The organism is Leeuwenhoekiella parthenopeia, assembly GCF_020782115.1.
In the GTDB taxonomy this organism is placed as follows: domain Bacteria; phylum Bacteroidota; class Bacteroidia; order Flavobacteriales; family Flavobacteriaceae; genus Leeuwenhoekiella; species Leeuwenhoekiella parthenopeia.
The window spans coordinates 46,767-66,471 of record NZ_JAJGMW010000005.1 but is presented as its reverse complement, the minus strand read 5'-3'; the positions used below and the strand labels follow the sequence as shown (position 1 = coordinate 66,471).

The following is a 19,705-nucleotide window of genomic DNA, read 5'->3' as shown; positions in this document are numbered from 1 at the left end:
TTACCAACTAAAAAAGGCTGCCTCTACCCAGGCAGCCTTTTAGGTTACCGTCTACACGATAACCAACCTAACCAACAAAAAAAGTCCATTTTTCTTTTTCAGTGCTTAAAATTTCAGGTTGATACCGGTATAAATACCCATATAATAAGGTTTAAAGTCACTCACACCATTGGTGTAGGCGTTCAGCTGATATTTAAACATGGGTTCCAGATTAAACTCCAGTGTGGGAGTAATGCGGTAGTCAAATCCCAGACCTATATTGGTGCTAAAACTGGTGTTGTTTAGGCTGTTTGATGAACCTAATTCGGTAGAAAAGCGCGAACCTTCTTCTAAAATGACCGAATCGTCATTCAGGAAAAGCGTGCTGAAACCTCCAATGATCTGCATGCCAATTTTTTTATCAATCAGGGCATATTCGGCCTCAAGAGGAACTTCGATATAGCCCAGTTGCTGGCGCAGGGTGCTTGACGGACTTGCAAAATTGCTGGCTGCAAATTCTTCTGAAACGGGAGCATTGGGAATTGAATTGGAGACATCTTCCCTGTTGTTAAAAGTGGATACCTGCACTTGCGAAGCACTCTTATTATAATCAACACTGCGAAGCGCATTAGCCTGAATACTTGGCGAAAAGGCCACCTGCTCGGTACGATAGCCTAAATCAACGCGATTTATCCCTGCCCGAAGCTTAAACTTGTCATTGAGGGCATAACTGACCTGCACCCCGTAGCTCAGGTTGATATCTCCTCGTTTTGCATTATCTGCAAATTGGGGGTCAATACCCGAACCTCCAAAATCTCCATAATAAACGGGAGCGACTATGGGAGCGATACCCCAGCGCGCAGACTTGCTGTTTTCTGATTCTTCATCGGTATCGGCTATTGCTTCTTCCTGATTGGCCAGGCGCAGCAATTCATCGGGATCCTGAACAGCAGCAGCTTTTTCCTCCTGCGCTGCTTCTTCATCTGTGTTTGCAGCAATACCTTCTTTCTCCAAATTAGTTTGGGAAGTATCAGGCCGGCTATCTTCAGTTTTAGCTGTAACGCCTTGCGGAGTATTGGAATCTGTAGGCCTTGTCTTTATTTTTTCGCTTTGCGAAAAGGCGAAAGCCCCACTATTCTTTTTAGAAGTATGAGAATTACGCTTAGCGCTCCTGTTTTGTTCCGGGACGTTTTCTTCAGCGATTTGGGATTGACCCGAAGTACTTAAAGAGCTGTTTGTTTTTGCTGAAGTATCGTCTTGTTCTGATGCTTCAACCACAGCGTTATTGGTCTCCTCTGAATCTGTATTAACTTCTGTGTTGTTTTGGGGCTTTTCTTCCTGAACCAGTTTAGGTTGTTGATCGTCATTTGGGTTGTTGATCTCAAAAAAGTTTCCGCCAAGAAGCAGTAAAGCCAGCACTGCTGCAACACCGCCCAGTTTTATCCATAACGGAATGACACGCTTGCGTTTTTGTTTTTCACGCGCAGCGATAGACTCCCAAACGTGAGGGGCGGGTTGTGCTTCAAAGTCTTTAAACTTCTCCTGAAACAGTCTGTCTATGTTTTTCTTTTCTTTCACGGGGTGAAAAATCTTGTATTCATGCTTTATGAGGTTTTAGATTCGGTCTGAAAGCTTTCTACTTTCTGTTTTAAAATCATCCGGGCACGGGCCAGGTTTGATTTGGATGTTCCTTCACTAATCTCCAGCATTGTTGCTATTTCCTTATGCGAGTAACCGTCTAGCGCATAAAGGTTAAAAACCAATCTGTAACGATCTGGTAATTCCTGTACTATTTTGAGCAAAAATTGCAGTGATACATCTTCTTCGTCGACGATCACGTCTTCCTGCTCTATTAATTCTTCGTTTACAATATTAAATACCCGTTGTTTTCTGTAGCGTTGCAATGCCGTATTGATTACGATACGCTTCAGCCAGCCTTCAAACGAGCCTTTGTGTTTAAACTGGGTGATTTTTTCGAAAATCGTAATGAACCCATCCTGCAAGATATCTTCGGCCTCTGTGTAATTACGGGCATATTTCAAAGACACAGAGAACAGTGTGTTCGCGTAGCGCGTATACAACTGTTCCTGTGCCTTTGAATCTTTTTTAATGCATTTGGCGATGAGTTCGTCCAGACTCACATTAGTTGCGTGTTTAAACCGTTAACCTTTTACAGGTATCGTGTCTGTTATAAAAATATCCTCACCATTTTCATCCTTACCTGCGTAAAACTTAAAGATGTAATCGTAATTGTAGCGGGTTTCAAAAGGCAGGTAAACAGGAACGGTGTCTGTAGGGGTGTCGGTACAGGTTTCCTCTTCGTAAACCCCTTCAAAAATATAAATAAAACGAGTGCTGTCACGACGCGCGTAGTCAAAGTCGTAAAAGTAGTTGCAGGAGCTGGGGGAGATGTAGCGTATTTTAAAATTATAGCGCTGACCCCAAACCAGCGTATCGGGCAACTCATAATCAACTACGGGTTGTAATTCATAACTAAGCTCTACACGGTCATCATCAAGAGAGCAGGAGGTGACTAATGCTAATAGTCCTAAAATTAAAAAAACCTTTTTCATCATTTAAATATTTACCTGGTAGATACCTAAAGATGAAAAAGGTTGCGTTAGAGCTATTTTTTTTTCGGCTATGCCTGATTTGCAAGCTTAATGGCCTCTTTGATTTTGGTCTCAAGTTCTTCCAAAAGATCCGGATTGTCTTTTAAAATAGCTTTTACCGCATCGCGGCCCTGGCCCAGTTTGGTGTCTTCATAGCTAAACCACGAGCCGCTTTTCTTGATAATTTCATAATCAACACCAATGTCAAGGATTTCGCCAACTTTTGAGATTCCTTCCCCATACATAATGTCAAATTCTGCCTGGCGGAAAGGTGGCGCAACTTTATTTTTCACCACTTTAACACGGGTTTTATTACCCTGTATTTCACCGTTTGCATCTTTAATCTGCGTAGAACGACGTATATCAAGACGTACCGAAGCATAGAATTTAAGCGCATTACCACCGGTTGTAGTCTCCGGGTTTCCAAACATTACCCCGATTTTCTCTCGCAACTGGTTGATGAAAATCACTGTACAATTGGTTTTGCTGATAGAGCCGGTAAGTTTACGCAGTGCCTGAGACATCAAACGGGCGTGAAGTCCCATTTTAGAATCTCCCATTTCGCCTTCAATTTCACTTTTGGGCGTCAGGGCTGCAACCGAGTCGACTACTATAATATCAATAGCTCCCGAACGGATGAGGTTATCGGTAATTTCAAGAGCCTGCTCCCCGTTATCGGGTTGAGAGATGATTAGGTTTTCAATATCTACACCCAGTTTTTCCGCATAAAAACGGTCAAAAGCGTGTTCTGCATCAATAAAAGCAGCAATACCTCCCTTTTTTTGAGACTCTGCAATAGCATGTAAGGTCAGCGTTGTTTTACCTGAAGATTCAGGACCGTAGATTTCAATAACACGCCCTTTAGGTAAACCGCCCACGCCCAAAGCCAGGTCAAGACCCAGCGAACCGGTTGAGATCGCTTCAACTTCTACAATGGCATTATCGCCCATTTTCATAACGGTACCCTTACCATAGGTTTTATCCATTTTATCAAGGGTAAGCTTCAGGGCTTTTAACTTGGCTTCTTGTTCTTTACTCATACGATTTTTAAGTCTTTACCCGTTAAGCCGGGGTTTTTAATAGTTTAAGGTTTCTTTCTAAATACGGACCCAAAGGGACGCGAAAGCACCTCAATTTTCAAGCTGCTAAAGTAGTATTTCTTTTTTAGGGAAGCAATCAAAGCGTTATAAAATATCGGAAAAATTCCGTAAAAAAGCAGAAAAACTTAAAATTATCCGGCAAAAAACGGAAAAATTCCTAGAAGGAAAAATATTTTCAACAATCAGGCAACCTTTTCAGGTTTTTTGTATCTCAAAATCAAACGTAAAATCTGTAAGGCTATGATGCAGAAATTACAAAACTATTGTTGCGGTAATGCAGTGTTTACTTTGATTCGTATGTACTGCAATTTTAAGCTGGACGGCGGTTAATGCTGTTTTTTGAGATAATCAAAATCGTATTAACTGAATTAGCCATTCTAGAAAATGCCCCCAGGTGATACCTGCGGGCATTTTTTTATCATTTTATCTAATCTATAGGTTCCCACAGCTGAACTTTATTTCCATCTCCGTCCAGGATATGAATGAATTTTCCGTAGTCATAGGTTTCTATCTTATCAACAATTTCAACACCTTCCTCTCTAAGCTGTTTTACAAGTTCTTCAAGATTTTCAACCCGATAATTAATCATAAAATCCTGCCCTGAAGATCCAAAATAATCTGATGTTTTTTTAAAAGGAGTCCATTGTGTTTGAGCTTTTGTATTAGAATCTTGTTCCTGATACCAGTCAAAAGTTGCCCCGTAGGGATTTGTATTTAAACCCAGGTGTTTTTCATACCAGGCTGTTGTTTTTTTAGGATTCTCTGTTTTAAAGAAAACCCCGCCAATTCCGGTGACGCGTTTCATAATGATATTGGTTTTAGGTTGTTTAAAAAGCACTGTATTGGTTGTAAATTCCAGTGAGAATCTTATAGCCAGGAGTGCTATAAAATGTAAACTTCATTTTATCTGGAATGAGCTTATAGAATATTGAAATTCTAAAAATTCTATTAAATGTACTTTAAAATATGATTTGAATATCTAGAAATACGCTAGAATTCTTTGGCTTGCCTCAACTGTCTAAAAACCGTAGTTTTGCACCACTTTTAATCCCTCATTGAGGGTTTGATCGTTTCAAGGCTTGCCTTGACTAGTACAAATTTTCAAATCATACTCTGTGGGCTTACCACGGGGGTTCTTTAATCTTAAAATCACGTATAGCATGCAACTGTACAACAAATTAAGTGCAAAAGAACGTGCAGCTCTTATCGACGAAGCCGGGGAAGACCGGCTTACGCTCTCGTTCTATCAATACGCCAAAATTGGCAATCCGAACCTGTTTCGCAATCACTTATTTATCGCCTGGGATGAACTTGAGGTTTTGGGCCGAATTTATGTCGCCCACGAAGGGATCAACGCACAGCTTTCGGTACCCGCAAAAAACTTTGAGAAGTTTAAAGAGTTCCTCGACGGGATTTATTTTCTCGAAAACGTACGTCTCAACATCGCCATTGAGCAGGATGCAAAATCCTTTTTAAAACTGAAAGTCAAAGTACGCCCTAAAATTGTGGCAGACGGCCTTAACGACGAGACTTTTGATGTGACTAATAAAGGGATTCACGTAGATGCCGTGACGTTTAATGAGCTTATCGAGAGTGAAGATGTGGTTTTGGTAGATATGCGCAATCATTACGAGAGTGAGATCGGCCATTTTAAAAATGCGATAACTCCAGATGTGGATACCTTTCGCGACAGCTTAGACCTTATTGAAGAAAACCTTAAAGATCATAAGGAAGATAAAAAACTGGTGATGTACTGCACCGGCGGTATTCGCTGCGAAAAAGCCAGCGCCTACTACAAGCATAAAGGTTTTAAACAGGTGTATCAGTTGGAGGGCGGAATCATTGAATATGCCCGCCAGGTTGAGCAATTGAAGCTTGAGAATAAGTTTAAAGGAAAAAACTTTGTGTTTGACCACCGTCGTGGCGAGCGCATTACCGAAGACATCATTTCCAATTGCCATCAATGCGGAAAGCCTTGCGATACGCACGTAAACTGTGCTAATGAAGCCTGTCATTTACTGTTTATACAATGTGAGGAGTGTGCTGAAGAGATGAATCATACCTGTTCAGACGACTGTAAGGAAATCGTGGCGCTGCCCGAAGAAGTTCAAAAAGAACTGCGTAAAGGCATCCCCAACAGCAATAAAATCTTTAAAAAAGGAAGGTCTGAAAAGCTGAAATTTCAGCGGAAGTAATACCAGTCTCGAAGTGAAAGCTTCGGGATTTTTTTTGAGAATGGCCTTCTTAAGAATACGAAACCCTACCCAAATCTGATTTCATATTAAATGCAGATTACAGCTCAATTAAGTCCGGTTTATCCCGTTGTTTTCTCGGCAGCTTAAAAATGTACACGGCTTTCGCGCTTTTGCAATTTAGATTTACTATATTTTTGCATAGCTAAAACGCTATCTTTAGCGGCAAATTAGAACAGAATAATTCTGTTTATAAACATCAAATCCTGCCCTTAAACGAGCAGAGATTTACTAAATATACTGGGCTCATGGCGTGTGGAAATTGTGGTACGACCGTTAACGGTCAGCCGCGTGGTTGTCAAAATAATGGTACCTGTGGTACCGATGGTTGTAATAAATTAACGGTTTTTGACTGGCTCTCTAATATGAGTTTGCCCGAAGGACAGGAGCCGTTTGACTTTGTTGAAGTACGTTTTAAAAACGGCCGGAAAGAGTTTTTTAAAAATGTTGAAAAGCTTCAGATTAATGTAGGCGAGGTTCTTGCTGTACAGGCTCCATCGGGTCATGATGTGGGCATCGTGTCCCTTACCGGTGAACTGGTGCGCATTCAGATGAAAAAGAAAAAAGTGCCTTTTGATACCGATGATTTTCAAAAAATCTACCGAAAAGCCAATACCCGGGATATTGAAGTTTGGGAAGAAGTAAAAGGCCGGGAGGATGCCATTAAGGTAAAATCCCGTCAAATAGCAATCCGTCTAGGATTGCAGATGAAAATATCAGATATTGAGTTTCAGGGTGACGGTTCTAAAGCCACCTTTTATTATACAGCCGAAGATCGAGTTGACTTCAGGCAACTTATTAAAGAATTTGCGCAGGAATTCAGAACCCGTATCGAAATGCGCCAAATAGGTTTCCGTCAGGAGGCTTCCCGTTTAGGAGGTATTGGCTCATGCGGACGCGAGCTTTGCTGCTCTACCTGGCTTACCGATTTTAGATCGGTTACGACGAGCGCCGCGCGTTATCAGCAGTTATCCCTCAATCCGCAGAAACTTGCAGGGCAATGTGGGAAGCTGAAGTGCTGTTTAAATTATGAACTTGACGCCTATCTTGATGCCTTGAAAGACTTTCCGTCAACTGAGCAAAAGTTGAAAACCGAAAAAGGAACGGCTGTTTGTCAAAAGATCGACATCTTTCAGGGTCATTTATGGTATGCCTATGAAGGCGAGTGGATGAACTGGCACAAGCTCACCACCGAGCAGGCTAACGAAATTCTTGAAAAAAATAAAGCCAACCAGCCTGTAGCCAGTCTTGAAGAATATGCTGCAGACCTGGTAACAAATACTAAAGTTGATTTTGGTAACGTTGTGGGGCAGGATAGTCTTACCCGCTTTGACACCCCTAAAAACAACAAAAAGCGATCTAAAAATCGCAGAAAGAAAAAGAATTACCGCAAACGAGGTCCCAAAAAAGATGCTTAGATTTTTTATTGTTTTTGCCTTGCTTGTACTCTTTTGTTCGTGTGACGACAATGCCGTATTTCACGAGTTTAAAGAATTGCCGGGCAGCTGGCAACGCGACTCAGCGGTGGTGTTTAAATTCAATGCTCCCGATAGCTTAAAACCCTATAATGCATTTATCACCCTGCGCAATGATAACACCTACCCATTTAGCAATATCTTTTTAGTTACCCGGATGCAATTTCCCAACGGAAAAACAGTTACAGATACACTGGAGTATATGATGGCGCAACCCGACGGTACCTGGCTGGGAGACGGTTTTGGGGATTTAAAGGAAAGCAAACTCTGGTATAAAGAAAACATACGGTTTAATGAAGCCGGAACCTATCAATTTAAAATAATGCAGGCGATGCGCCGCAATGGAGATCTTAACGCTGTACCCGAACTTTCAGGCATCAGAGATGTAGGTTTGCGGATAGAGCGCATAAATGAATAATACATGGCGACACCAAAAAAGAAAGTTTCAAAAAACGAAACGAAGTCAGATTTTAGCACATACATCAAAGGGTTTTGGATTCTGTTTTTAGGAGGATTAGGTGCTCTCGCACTTGTTTTTCTATTAGCTTCCTGGGGCGTTTTTGGCAAATTGCCCACCTTTGAAGAACTCGAAAACCCCGAAAGCAATCTCGCTACCGAAATCCTTTCGTCTGACGGAAAAACACTGGGTAAATTTTATAATGAAAACCGTACCCCGGTAAAGTATGACGATCTGCCTCAAAACCTTATTGATGCTGTAGTTGCTACCGAAGACCGCCGGTTTTATGAGCATTCGGGAATCGATGTGCGCGGTACCGCCCGTGCTGTGGCCTATTTGGGCTCAAAAGGTGGAGCGAGTACGATCACCCAGCAGCTGGCTAAACTTCTGTTTTCAGATGAGCCCAGTAATAAACTGGAACGCGTGATTCAAAAAGTAAAAGAATGGATTATCGCTGCGCGTCTCGAAAGCCAATACACCAAGGAGGAAATCATCACCATGTACCTAAACAAACAGGATTTCCTGTTTCAGGCAGTGGGAATCCGTTCGGCTTCAAAAATCTATTTTGATAAAGAGCCCATAGAATTACGTCCCGAAGAATCTGCGGTTATTGCAGCGATGCTTAAAAATCCGAGACAATTCAATCCCTATCGCGAAATTTCAAAAGACAAGTCTCTGGAGCGTCGCAATACGGTGCTTGCCCTTATGGCCGAGACCGATAGAATTACCGAAGCCGAAAAAGACAGCCTGATTGCGCTCCCTATGAAGATCAATTTCTCTCCTGAAGGTCACGCAGACGGGATCGCGACTTATTTTAGGGAATACCTACGTGCTTTTATGGCAGACTGGATTCAGAAAAATCCCAAAGGCAAAGATGCAGACGGCAACGACGAGTATTACAATATTTATCGGGATGGTCTGGTCATTACTACGACTTTAGACTCGCGTATGCAGCGCTTTGCTGAGCAGGCAGTTACCGCACATATGGAAAATCTGCAGCGGGAATTTGATAAACAAAACGAGAAGAATAAAACGGCTCCGTTTAGAGACATTAGCGAAGAGGAAGAAGAAGGTATTATTAACCGTGCCATGCGCAACTCAGACCGCTGGCGGAAAATGGCTGCGCGGGACATTGATGTAGATCAGATCAAGGCTTCTTTTAATCAAAAGACCGATATGCGGGTCTTTGTCTGGGATAATGGTCCAAAAGAGAAAGATACAATCATGACCCCTCGCGACAGTATTCTCTATTACAAGCGCTTCCTGAGAGCAGGTTTACTCAGTATGACGCCGCAAACCGGAGAGGTTAAAGCCTGGGTGGGCGGTATTGACTATAAGCATTTTCAGTATGATCACGTGAAAACCGGAAGACGCCAGGTAGGTTCTACCTTCAAGCCGTTCTTATACGCGACGGCGATTGACCAGTTGCACCTTTCGCCTTGCGATACGATTCCCGATAATCCCTATTGTATTCCTGCCGGTGAGATGGGCACCCAAAGAGACTGGTGTCCCGCTAACTCAAGCGGAGGTTATCGCGGTATGGTTACTTTGAAAGAAGCTTTGGCAAATTCGATCAACACTGTTTCGGCAAGACTGATGCACCGTGTGGGTCCTAATACGGTTATCGATCTCATTAAAAAACTTGGGGTAGATACGAAGGATATTCCCTCGGTACCTTCTATCGCTTTAGGGACTGCAGATTTGAGTTTGTTTGAGATGGTTTCGGCTTACTCGGCTTTTGCCAATAAAGGAGTACATGTAGAACCTCAAATTGTTTCGACTATCGTTGATAAAAACGGTACGGTTTTGTACCAAAGCGTTCCAAAAGCCCAGGATGTGCTGAGTAAAGAATCGGCTTATGTTACTGTAAACCTGATGGAAGGGGTTACGCAGTATGGTTCGGGGGCTCGTTTACGAAGCGGGGCTAGTAATGATTATATGTATAAAAATGTAATCACCGGTCATCCCTACGCCTTTAAGAATCCCATAGCCGGTAAGACCGGTACTACTCAAAACCAAAGTGACGGCTGGTTTATGGGTATGGTGCCTAATCTCGTTACAGGTGTTTGGGTAGGAGGAGATGATCGTTCGATTCACTTTCCCGGTATAAGATATGGTCAGGGTGCTACTATGGCTTTACCTATTTGGGGGAGTTATATGAAAAAATGCTATTCTCAAGAGGATCTCAAGATTTCGCAGGAGGCTTTTGAGCGTCCTGAAGATCTTTCGATACGCATAGATTGTTCAATACCTGCCGGGGGAAGTCAGCAGACTGAAATACCGGACGAACTCGATTTTTAAGAGCTTTTGAGTTGTTTTCGCGAAGGCGAAAAACAAACTTTATGAAATCTATAAAATCCTGCTAAAAGATTGGCGCTAGGCCGGGTATTTTGTAATTTTCTTATTCTAAAATGAGAAAATGATAACAAAAAAAGTAAACTCGGTTACTGAAGCGCTTCAAGGCGTTGAAGATGGTATGACCCTGATGCTGGGAGGCTTTGGCCTGAGTGGAATTCCTGAAAATGCAATTGCCCGATTAGTACAGCTCAACGTAAAAGGGCTTACCTGTATTTCAAATAATGCCGGGGTTGACGATTTCGGTTTGGGTTTACTCCTTCAAAAGAAACAGATCAAAAAAATGATTTCGTCTTATGTGGGCGAAAATGCCGAGTTTGAACGCCAGATGCTCAGCGGTGAACTCGATGTTGAGCTCATTCCGCAAGGTACCTTGGCCGAGCGCTGTCGGGCTGCGCAAGCCGGTTTTCCTGCAATTTATACTCCTGCCGGCTATGGTACCGAAGTAGCCGAAGGCAAAGAAACCCGGGAATTTGATGGTAAAATGTATGTATTGGAACGTGCATTTAAGGCCGACTTTGCTTTTGTAAAAGCTTGGAAAGGCGATACTGCCGGAAATCTCATTTTTAAAGGTACAGCCCGTAACTTTAATCCCGTGATGTGTGGCGCAGCAACAATAACGGTTGCTGAGGTCGAAGAGCTGCTTCCGGCGGGAGAATTAGATCCCAATCAGATTCACATTCCGGGGATATTTGTTCAGCGTATTTTTGAAGGTAAAAACTATGAGAAGCGCATTGAGCAACGCACCGTTCGCAAACGGGAAACCACAAATTAAGAATCAACAAAAACCAAATATAATATGGCACATTTAAGACTGGGCGATACCGCCCCTGATTTTACAGCAGATACTACCGAAGGAACAATTCATTTTCACGAATGGCTGGGTGACAGCTGGGGGATTTTATTTTCACACCCCGGCGATTATACGCCCGTTTGCACTACCGAATTGGGTACAGTGGCAAATTACCACGGCGAGTTTAAGAAGCGCAATGTAAAGCCCATTGCAATCAGCGTAGACGGTGTAAAGGATCACCTGGACTGGATTAAAGATATCAATGAGACTCAGAACACCAAGGTAGATTACCCTATCATTGGTGATGAAGATCGTAAAGTTTCTGAATTGTATGACATGATTCATCCCAACGCCAGCGAAAAAGCTACCGTACGCTCTGTATTTGTTATAGGACCCGATAAGAAAATCAAATTGACGATAACCTATCCGCCTTCAACCGGGCGTAATTTCGATGAGATTCTTCGGGTGATCGACTCGCTTCAATTGACAGCTTACCACAAAGTAGCCACTCCTGCTAACTGGAAAGATGGTGATGACTGCGTGATTTCGCCCAGCGTAAGCAATGAGCAAATCCCTGAGTTTTTTCCAAAAGGACATACCGAGATTAAACCCTATCTGCGTATGACGCCGCAGCCCAATAAATAAAACTATGCTAGACAAGAACGGAATCGCAAAGCGCATCGCCCGGGAAGTGAAAGACGGTTTTTACGTCAATCTTGGGATTGGTATACCCACTCTGGTAGCCAATTATGTACGAGATGATATAGAAGTCGAGTTTCAAAGTGAAAACGGCGTGCTGGGAATGGGTCCCTTTCCTTTTGAAGGAGAGGAAGACGCAGACCTTATCAATGCGGGTAAACAAACCATTACCACGCTTAAAGGAGCATCGTTCTTTGACTCGGCGATGAGCTTCTCCATGATCAGGGGGCAACATGTTGACCTCACTATTCTTGGCGCGATGGAAGTGGCAGAGAATGGAGACATTGCCAATTGGAAGATTCCGGGAAAAATGGTTAAGGGTATGGGAGGCGCGATGGATCTTGTGGCCAGTGCCGAAAATATCATTGTAGCGATGATGCATACCAATCGGGAAGGCGAATCTAAACTGCTTAAGCGTTGCACGTTGCCGCTCACCGGTGTGGGCTGTGTGACTAAAATCGTCACCAATCTCGCGGTGCTGGAAGTAACCAAAAACGGATTTAAGCTTTTGGAGCGCGCCCCGGGAGTAAGCGTTGAAGAAATCAAAAACGCAACCGAAGGAGCTCTGGAAATTCCGGATGAAGTACCTGAGATGGTGCTTAACTAACGAGTAAAACACTTTGTTTATAAGGAGCCTGTTGGGGCTCCTTTTTTATGCTATCAAATGCCAATTAAGTCGGTTGAACGACTTTTTAAAACTCAATAAGCGTCAAAAGCTTCTTTTTTAACGTCTAAAAACGTTAAAAATTAACATTTATTGTATAAATTTTAAATTACTTTAGCAGAACCCCAAATTCAAAACACTTAAAATTCAGATTCGGGAGGAGTCCCGGATGTGTATGTAACCTCAGAATAGGAGTATTTTGATGTTGTGATTTGTTAGAAACCGCGGGGGGAGCCCCGCGGATTTTTTTGTAGTATTTGAAGTAATAAACAAATTTTAATTTCGGGCGAGTTTTAAGGTATCAAATCCTTTGGCGAAGCCACCAAAAAATCCCTTATAATGATTTCATCCCTACGCAAAACAAAGCATTCGTTACTAGAGTTTTTTAAGACCACTGCCAAGTTAGCCTACGTCGCTAAAAAAGTATTTCTTTTTATGATTTAGATTCCCTGAGGAATCGCTTTAATAAGCGCCTTTGTATAGGCACTTTGAGGGTTTTCATAAACAGCATCTGCCTCACCTGTTTCTTCAAATTTTCCGGCACGCATAACCAGTAAGCGGTCTGAAATGTATTTGACTACCGCAAGATCGTGGGAGATAAATAAATAGGTAAAATTATAACTGTTCTTTAGGCTGTTTAGCAGGTTAAGCACCTGTGCCTGCACCGAAATATCCAACGCAGAGACCGACTCGTCACACACAATAAATTTTGGTTTTACCGCAATCGTACGCGCAATACCTATGCGCTGACGCTGCCCGCCGCTAAACTCGTGCGGATAACGGTCAAAATGCTCCGGTAATAAACCTACTTCTTCCAGTAATTTTAAAGCTTCGGCTTTGCGCTCCTGAGCCGAGTTGTAGAGCTTATGCACCTGCATGGCTTCGGTAATGGCGCGTCCCACCGTAAGCCTGGGGTTAAGCGACGAATAGGGATCCTGAAAAATGATCTGTATATCCTTACGCAAATGGCGCAATTGGGTAGTGCTTAATTTGGTGAGATCTGTTCCCTTGTAAAAAATGCTTCCGGCGGTGGGTTTATCCAGTTGAAGAATGAGGTTTCCCAAGGTAGATTTACCGCAACCGCTTTCGCCCACCAGACCTAGCGTTTCGCCTTCAAAGATTGAAAAACTCACGTCATTAACTGCCTTGACGCTTTCGGCTTTGCCAAAAAAAGAAACCGAGTTGAAATACTCTTTTTCTACATTTTTGATTTCCAAAAGGGGAGTGCCTGCGTAGATTTTACGATGGGACTCGTTGCGTTCTGCAGTAGTCACAGGTTGTGACATGGGTTTATTGGCCAGAAAATCGGCTACGGTAGGGAGTTTTGCCAGTCGCTCTGTGGTTGAAGGCCTGGCGTAAATAAGGGCTTTGGTATAATCTTCTTTGGGATTCTTGAAAATTTCAACTGCACTTCCACTTTCTACAATTTTGCCTTTATACATCACGATCACCCGGTCGGCGATCTCACTCACCAGCGATAAGTCGTGCGAGATGAAGAGGATGCTCATTCCGGTTTGCTGCTGCAGCTCTTTGAGCAACAGAATGATCTCTTTTTGAACGGTAACATCCAGTGCGGTTGTAGGTTCATCTGCGATGAGTAATTTGGGCTTGCAGGCAATAGCCATCGCAATCATCACGCGCTGCTTTTGGCCCCCGCTGATCTCGTGGGGATAGGAATTAAAAACAGCTTCGGGTCGCGGTAATTTAACCTGATTAAACAGTTTAATCACTTCGTTTTTAGCGTTGGATTTACTGATTTGCGTATGTCTGAGTAAGATTTCAGTTACCTGTTTGCCGCATTTCATCGAGGGGTTTAGCGAACTCATAGGCTCCTGAAAAATCATGGAAATGTCCTTGCCCCGCAGGTTGCGCAGCTGATCCTGAGAATATTCCAGAAGGTTTTGACCTTCAAAATAAATTGCGCCGGAAGTGATTCTCGAAATGCGCTCAGGCAGTAGTCCCAAAATCGCCAGACTGGTGACCGATTTACCGGAACCAGACTCCCCGACCACCCCTAATATTTCATTCTTCCTGATGAAAAAATCAACATCCTGAAGCACTTTATTGACGGTTTTACCGCTTTTAAACTCAAGATTCAGGGTTTTTATGTGTAGTAGCGCGTCTTTCACGATTTAAATGTACAATTAATGCGGTATAAATCAGACCGAGATGATTTCGTTTTCCTGCAATAGGCTTTCATTCCTAAGGCGCAGCACAATTTGGGCTACAGCAACCACGTCCCGCTCACAATATTCTATTATGCGTTTGATATCTTTATGTTTGTAATACACATTGCGTACCTGGCTGCCGTCAATGTCTGTTTTTGGTGAAGGAATATCCAGAATTTTGGTGAGTAGTTTTAGAGACGTATAGTGTTTGTAGTCGCCAAATTTCCACAATTCGAGCGTATCGAGATGCGGAATTTCCCAGGGTTTTTTGCCAAAGAGATCCAGTTTAAACGGAAGCTTGATTCCATTTACAATCATTCTTCGGGCAATAAACGGAAAGTCAAACTCTTTCCCGTTGTGGGCGCAAAGTACGTGCTGTGGCTTGTTGTAATGTTCGCTGAGTAGTTTTTTAAACTGAAGCAGTAATTCTTTTTCGGTGCCCGAAAAGGTTGTGGTCCTAAAGTTGCGTTTTTCTTCTTCTATCTTAAAGTAGCCTACAGATATGCAGACAATTTTCCCAAATTCGGCCCAGATGCCCGCACGCTCGTAAAATTCTTCGGCAGTAAACTCGTCACGGCGTTGGTATTCGGTTTTGTCAGCATACAACTGCTGCGTGGTTTCATCCAGATCGCTAAACTGCTCGTGTTGGGGTACCGTCTCGATATCGAGAAACAGAATGTGCTCTAAGTTGAGGCGACTTATCATCTCAATTCATTTTATAAGATTCATCAAAATAGGTTTCCAGCTCGGCCGGATACCCGTTTTCAGCAAGCGGGCCATGGCTGTGCCCCAGTCGTACCACGATGAGATCATCTTCAGGCAGTACCATCACATATTGGCCCAGATGCCCGCGCATCATAAATACGTCTTTGCCTTTATAATCCATCAACCAAAAGCCGTAACCGTAAGGTTCCCCTTCAAACCGGGGTTGGATTGATTCTGCCACAAAAGCAGAATCCAAAAGCTGTCTGCCATTCCACTTCCCAAAATCTTTGTACAATTTGCCCAGACGTGCAAAATCACGTGCGTTTGAAGCGATGCAGCAATAGGCTTTTACGAGTCCGCCGTCTTCACTATCCAGCTGCCACAAGGCATCTTCCTGAGCGCCGATCGGTTTCCAAAGGCTTTCTGAAAGGTAGTCTGCGAGTTTTTTGCCTGTAGCTTTTTCAAGAACCATCGCCAGGAGTTGAGTATTGCCGCTGAGGTAAGTAAAGCCTTGCCCGGGCTCACCTTTCATTCCCAGATTGCGCATCACGGGATCCAGATTGTCATCAAAATACGCCCGTGTAGTCACCGAAAACGGACTGTAATACGACTCGTCCCAGTTGAGGCCGCTGGCCATCGAGGCGAGGTCGCCTACAGTCATTAAAGCTGCTGTTCCGGTGGCATATTCCGGAATGAAATCACCTACGGGCTGCTCCAGACTTTTGATATGGCCCTGCATAATAGCTTTGCCCAGCAATGCCGAAACATAACTTTTAGCCATCGAAAACGAGTTACTTTTTGAGGTCTGCCCAAAACCATCGTAGTAGTTTTCAAATACGATGCTGTCGTTTTTGATCACCAGAAAGGCAACAGAGCTGTATTGCTTATGAATTTGCTTTAGCTTTTCGCTCGGCTCATGGGTGTTGTAATTTGCAGCTTCGGGCCAGGCCTGGGGCGTACCATGCGCGATTGTGGTGTTGTCAAACTTTTTATAATCTTCCAGATATGCAGTGGTGTGCCCGGTTAAATAAATGGTGCGTACGGCTTTGAGTAAATAATCGTAATCAAACACATACAATGCGATGATGAGTACGACGATCAGGCTTATCAAACCAAGAAAAAGGCGTTTGAGTAGTTTCATATTCTAAAGATACCGAAAAAGGCTTAGGATTTTTTGAGGAAATCTGCACTTCTAGAAAAGAGACTGCTGAGTCACCGGACTTTCGTGTTCGAGCAGCCATTTTTTGCGCCAGATCCCCCCGGCGTAGCCGGTCATAGACTGGTCACTGCCAATCACACGATGACAGGGAATGATGATGGCGATGGGGTTTTTTCCGTTTGCGGAGGCTGCCGCACGAATAACTTTGGGATCTCCCAGATCTTTAGCCATTTGTAAATAGGAAGTGGTTTTGCCAAAAGGAATTTCGGCCAGTTGCTGCCAGACCCGTTTTTGAAAGTCGGTACCTTGCGGGTTTAATTTAAGACTGAAAGTGCTGCGCTTTCCGGCGAAATAGTCTTCCAATTGTAGAAACGCATCGTGCAATGCTTCCGGTATGTTTTCGCTTTGCGGAATTTTTTCATCTAAAAATGCCACGCGCTGCAATCCTTCTTCATCGCCTTCAAGGAGAACAGTTCCCAGTGGTGAAGTTAGATAGGCAATGCTCATTCAGAATCAGAATCGGTATCGCCGGAAGGTTTCTTTTTAGCTTCGATATCGTGCTGTGGATCAAGCTGAACGTTTTCGGCAGGTTTTGGAGCTTCTTCCAAAACGATTCCCATACGTTTTGCGCGGCGTTCCCAGTTTTTACGAGCCTGCACCTGCATATCTTCAATGGTATCGCTCTCGTCCATTATTTCAAGCCCCAGAAGGGTTTCAATAATGTCTTCCATCGTGACGATCCCTATCGTGTTTCCAAATTCATCGGTAACCAGAGCCAGATGCCCGCGACTTTTAATAAACGTATCAAAAAGTTCGGGAATAGGCTGGTCTGCGTTGACAATCAGAATATCGCGTTTGATGTCTGAAAGCAGTTTATCGCCGTGCTCTTCCACAATTTCTTCCAGCACATCATCTTTAAGGATGAAGCCGGTAATGTTGTGGGTTTTACCGTGATAAACGGGAATACGTGAAAATTTAAGATGGCGGTGTTCTTTATGAAACTCTTTCAGGGATTTGGTTTCATCTTCCGATATTACTACCGGAAACGGAGTCATCACGTCTTTAGCCAAAACCGATTTAAAAACGAGCAGGTTTTTAATAACCGTGGTCTCGTTGTCTTCAAAAACACCTTCTTTTTCGGCAGCATCGGTAAGCGCCATAAATTCTTCACGGCTCATCGTACTCACGTGAGCTGACTTGCCCACCAGTTTGGTTACCTGCATCAAAATCCACAGGATCCCGGTGTATTTGAGCAGCAGCAGGATAATGGTTAGGGTTTTCGCAGTAAAATTACCAAGGGATTTCCAGTAAGTAGCGCCTATGGTTTTTGGGATGATTTCAGATAAAACCAAAATCGCAAGTGTCATAATAGTAGATACCAGACCTACGAAATTGATTCCTAAAATACTCAGTTCATAGCCCGATTCAATAGCCATTTTACCGGCCTGATCTCCCACCAAAATTGCACCTACAGTGTGCGCGATGGTGTTGAGCGTAAGAATCGCGATTAAGGGCTTGTCAATGTCTTTTTTAAAATTCGCTAAGGTTTCTGCATAGCCTTTACCTTCTTTGGTCTTGATGCGGATAAAGTTTGGCGTAATACTGAGTAAAACAGCCTCCAGAATGGAGCATAAGAAGGAAAAAAATATCGAAATAAACGCATATGCGATAAGTAGTGCCATCGGTTAGTTTTGATTTGCGATAAATATAGTATAAATGAAAGGGTCTCGCCAAAGGCTTAAGAAAAGCTTAGGTAATCATTTGGTTTTACTAAGCCCACCTGCTACCATCCTGTATATTGAGGTGGTTTCAAAGCGTTTAAGTTGAGGTACACGATGAGCTGTCCGCGATGGTGGGTGATGTGATCCTGAAGCAAATTGAGAATTTGCAAGCGCGATTTTTCACCCGCAAAAAAGTCGACCGGTTCTGCAAAACGCGCTTCGGGATAAGCTTTAATCGTCTCGAAAATCAAATCAAATGAGGACGCGAGATTGGCAATGATGCGTTCTTTGGAGTTGGTAGCGGTACTCACTTCAGCTTCCGGTTTATCAAAATAGGTAGTTGCCAGCCATTCCATATTACCGTTTATGTGTTGGAGTTGTTCCTCAAAACTCATCTCCCGCTCGGTGGGTTTATAATCGTAAAGCGAGTCGGGCATTTCTTCAGCGATTGCGATCAAATAGGCTTTAGAGTTTTGCCATTTTTCAAGCCAGGCTTGTTTATATAGATTTTCCTGAGCCTGGATGGTAGTCAGGCTCAGGAGAAGAATCAGGAGTGGGTAAATGCTGCGCATGTTTAGGAAATCAATTTAACCACATCCTTTGCAAAATAACTAGCAATCAGATCGGCACCTGCGCGCTTAATCGCGAAGGTCTGTTCTAAAACCACCGCATCGTGATCGAGCCAGCCGCGTTCTGCCGCAGCTTTGATCATCGCATATTCGCCGCTCACTTGATACACGGCAACGGGTACATTTACCGCGTTTTTAATATCGCGCACGATATCCAGATAGCAAAGACCGGGTTTTACCATCACGATATCGGCGCCTTCGTCAATGTCCATCAGGGTTTCTTTTACCGCTTCCTCGCGGTTTGCATAGTCCATCTGATAGGTTTTCTTATCCTTAGGCACATCTTTTAAATCTACCGGTGCACTGTCTAGCGCATCGCGAAACGGACCGTAAAATGCAGAAGCATATTTAGCCGAATAACTCATAATGCCTATATCGTGATGCCCTTCATCTTCAAGCAGGGTACGCATTTCAAAGATACGGCCGTCCATCATATCGCTGGGTGCCACCACATCTGCGCCTGCATTGGCGTGCGAAAGTGCCATTTCGGCTAAAACAGCGCTGGTATCGTCGTTTACGATTTTACCGCCGCCCACGATACCGTCGTGGCCAAAGGATGAAAAAGGATCTAACGCGACATCGGTCATCACGACCATTCCCGGTACGGCATCTTTAACGGCTTTGATGGAGCGCTGCATCAAACCGTTGGGGTTTAAAGCTTCGGTACCGCTGTTGTCTTTGAGTTTGTCATCTACTTTTACAAACAACAAAACACTTTTTAAGCCCAGTTTCCAGAGTTCTTTTACTTCTTTCTGCAAATTATCAAGGCTCAGGCGGTAGTAACCCGGCATCGATGCGATTTCGTCTTTAACTCCTTTTCCTTCCACTACAAAAAGGGGAACGATAAAGTCATTGGGCGATATGGTGGTTTCACGTACCAGGGCGCGCATGGCTTCTGTGGTACGTAATCTGCGATTTCTTCTTAATGGAAACATAG

The 19,705-nt window shown here is 43.5% G+C and carries 19 protein-coding genes; 7 read left to right on the top strand and 12 right to left on the bottom strand.

Going from position 1 to position 19,705, the window contains the following annotated elements:
* Nucleotides 1-105 precede the first annotated feature (105 nt).
* From LLW17_RS18960 to LLW17_RS05320, 5 genes are all read right to left on the bottom strand, one after another.
* Complete coding sequence (locus LLW17_RS18960) at nt 106-1,557, bottom strand: outer membrane beta-barrel protein (protein WP_228229229.1); 1,452 nt, start codon at nt 1,555-1,557, stop codon at nt 106-108.
* Between the two features lie 26 nt (nt 1,558-1,583).
* Nucleotides 1,584-2,120, bottom strand: coding sequence for an RNA polymerase sigma factor (locus tag LLW17_RS05335; protein WP_228229228.1), 537 nt, complete (start codon nt 2,118-2,120; stop codon nt 1,584-1,586).
* Nucleotides 2,121-2,141: 21 nt separating this feature from the next.
* Nucleotides 2,142-2,555 (bottom strand): membrane lipoprotein lipid attachment site-containing protein, encoded by a 414-nt coding sequence (locus LLW17_RS05330; RefSeq protein WP_228229227.1) that lies wholly within the window; start codon nt 2,553-2,555, stop codon nt 2,142-2,144.
* A 65-nt stretch (nt 2,556-2,620) separates the two neighbouring features.
* Nucleotides 2,621-3,631 (bottom strand): recombinase RecA, encoded by a 1,011-nt coding sequence (gene recA / locus LLW17_RS05325; RefSeq protein WP_228229226.1) that lies wholly within the window; start codon nt 3,629-3,631, stop codon nt 2,621-2,623.
* 487 nt (nt 3,632-4,118) lie between these two features.
* A complete protein-coding gene (locus LLW17_RS05320) occupies nt 4,119-4,496 on the bottom strand; it encodes a VOC family protein (RefSeq protein ID WP_228229225.1) in 378 nt (125 codons plus the stop codon).
* Nucleotides 4,497-4,851: 355 nt separating this feature from the next.
* Between LLW17_RS05320 and trhO the strand changes: the two genes are divergently transcribed.
* The 7 genes from trhO (at nt 4,852) to LLW17_RS05285 (ending at nt 12,329) form a co-directional block, all read left to right on the top strand.
* Nucleotides 4,852-5,886 (top strand): oxygen-dependent tRNA uridine(34) hydroxylase TrhO, encoded by a 1,035-nt coding sequence (trhO, locus tag LLW17_RS05315; RefSeq protein ID WP_228229224.1) that lies wholly within the window; start codon nt 4,852-4,854, stop codon nt 5,884-5,886.
* 305 nt (nt 5,887-6,191) lie between these two features.
* The gene (locus LLW17_RS05310; protein ID WP_228229223.1) at nt 6,192-7,361 is read left to right on the top strand and encodes a PSP1 domain-containing protein; all 1,170 of its coding nucleotides are present in this window, start codon (nt 6,192-6,194) and stop codon (nt 7,359-7,361) included.
* A complete protein-coding gene (locus tag LLW17_RS05305) occupies nt 7,354-7,836 on the top strand; it encodes a gliding motility lipoprotein GldH (RefSeq protein ID WP_228229222.1) in 483 nt (160 codons plus the stop codon). Before LLW17_RS05310 ends, LLW17_RS05305 begins: the two co-directional genes overlap by 8 nt.
* Nucleotides 7,837-7,839: 3 nt before the next feature.
* Nucleotides 7,840-10,176 (top strand): penicillin-binding protein 1A, encoded by a 2,337-nt coding sequence (locus LLW17_RS05300; protein WP_228229221.1) that lies wholly within the window; start codon nt 7,840-7,842, stop codon nt 10,174-10,176.
* A gap of 118 nt (nt 10,177-10,294) precedes the next feature.
* Nucleotides 10,295-11,005, top strand: coding sequence for a CoA transferase subunit A (locus LLW17_RS05295; protein ID WP_228229220.1), 711 nt, complete (start codon nt 10,295-10,297; stop codon nt 11,003-11,005).
* A gap of 24 nt (nt 11,006-11,029) precedes the next feature.
* Nucleotides 11,030-11,668 carry a peroxiredoxin gene (locus tag LLW17_RS05290; RefSeq protein WP_228229219.1) on the top strand — a complete coding sequence of 213 codons (639 nt, stop codon included), beginning with the start codon at nt 11,030-11,032 and terminating at the stop codon, nt 11,666-11,668.
* A 4-nt stretch (nt 11,669-11,672) separates the two neighbouring features.
* Nucleotides 11,673-12,329, top strand: coding sequence for a CoA transferase subunit B (locus tag LLW17_RS05285; protein WP_228229218.1), 657 nt, complete (start codon nt 11,673-11,675; stop codon nt 12,327-12,329).
* Between the two features lie 497 nt (nt 12,330-12,826).
* Here the strand turns inward: LLW17_RS05285 and LLW17_RS05280 are convergent, their stop codons facing one another.
* The 7 genes from LLW17_RS05280 to hemB form a co-directional block, all read right to left on the bottom strand.
* Complete coding sequence (locus tag LLW17_RS05280) at nt 12,827-14,518, bottom strand: ABC transporter ATP-binding protein (protein ID WP_228229349.1); 1,692 nt, start codon at nt 14,516-14,518, stop codon at nt 12,827-12,829.
* Nucleotides 14,519-14,545: 27 nt separating this feature from the next.
* Nucleotides 14,546-15,259, bottom strand: coding sequence for a 3'-5' exonuclease (locus LLW17_RS05275; RefSeq protein ID WP_228229217.1), 714 nt, complete (start codon nt 15,257-15,259; stop codon nt 14,546-14,548).
* Nucleotide 15,260: 1 nt separating this feature from the next.
* Complete coding sequence (locus LLW17_RS05270; protein WP_228229216.1) at nt 15,261-16,400, bottom strand: serine hydrolase domain-containing protein; 1,140 nt, start codon at nt 16,398-16,400, stop codon at nt 15,261-15,263.
* A 51-nt stretch (nt 16,401-16,451) separates the two neighbouring features.
* Nucleotides 16,452-16,925, bottom strand: coding sequence for a methylated-DNA--[protein]-cysteine S-methyltransferase (locus LLW17_RS05265; RefSeq protein ID WP_228229215.1), 474 nt, complete (start codon nt 16,923-16,925; stop codon nt 16,452-16,454).
* Nucleotides 16,922-18,100, bottom strand: a complete 1,179-nt coding sequence (locus LLW17_RS05260; protein ID WP_228229214.1) for a CNNM domain-containing protein — start codon at nt 18,098-18,100, stop codon at nt 16,922-16,924. Before LLW17_RS05260 ends, LLW17_RS05265 begins: the two co-directional genes overlap by 4 nt.
* 101 nt (nt 18,101-18,201) lie before the next feature.
* Entirely contained in the window at nt 18,202-18,711 is a 510-nt protein-coding gene (locus LLW17_RS05255) for a DinB family protein (protein WP_228229213.1), read from the bottom strand.
* Between the two features lie 2 nt (nt 18,712-18,713).
* On the bottom strand, nt 18,714-19,703 hold the full coding sequence (hemB, locus tag LLW17_RS05250; RefSeq protein ID WP_228229212.1) for a porphobilinogen synthase: 990 nt from the start codon (nt 19,701-19,703) through the stop codon (nt 18,714-18,716).
* Nucleotides 19,704-19,705 lie beyond the last annotated feature (2 nt).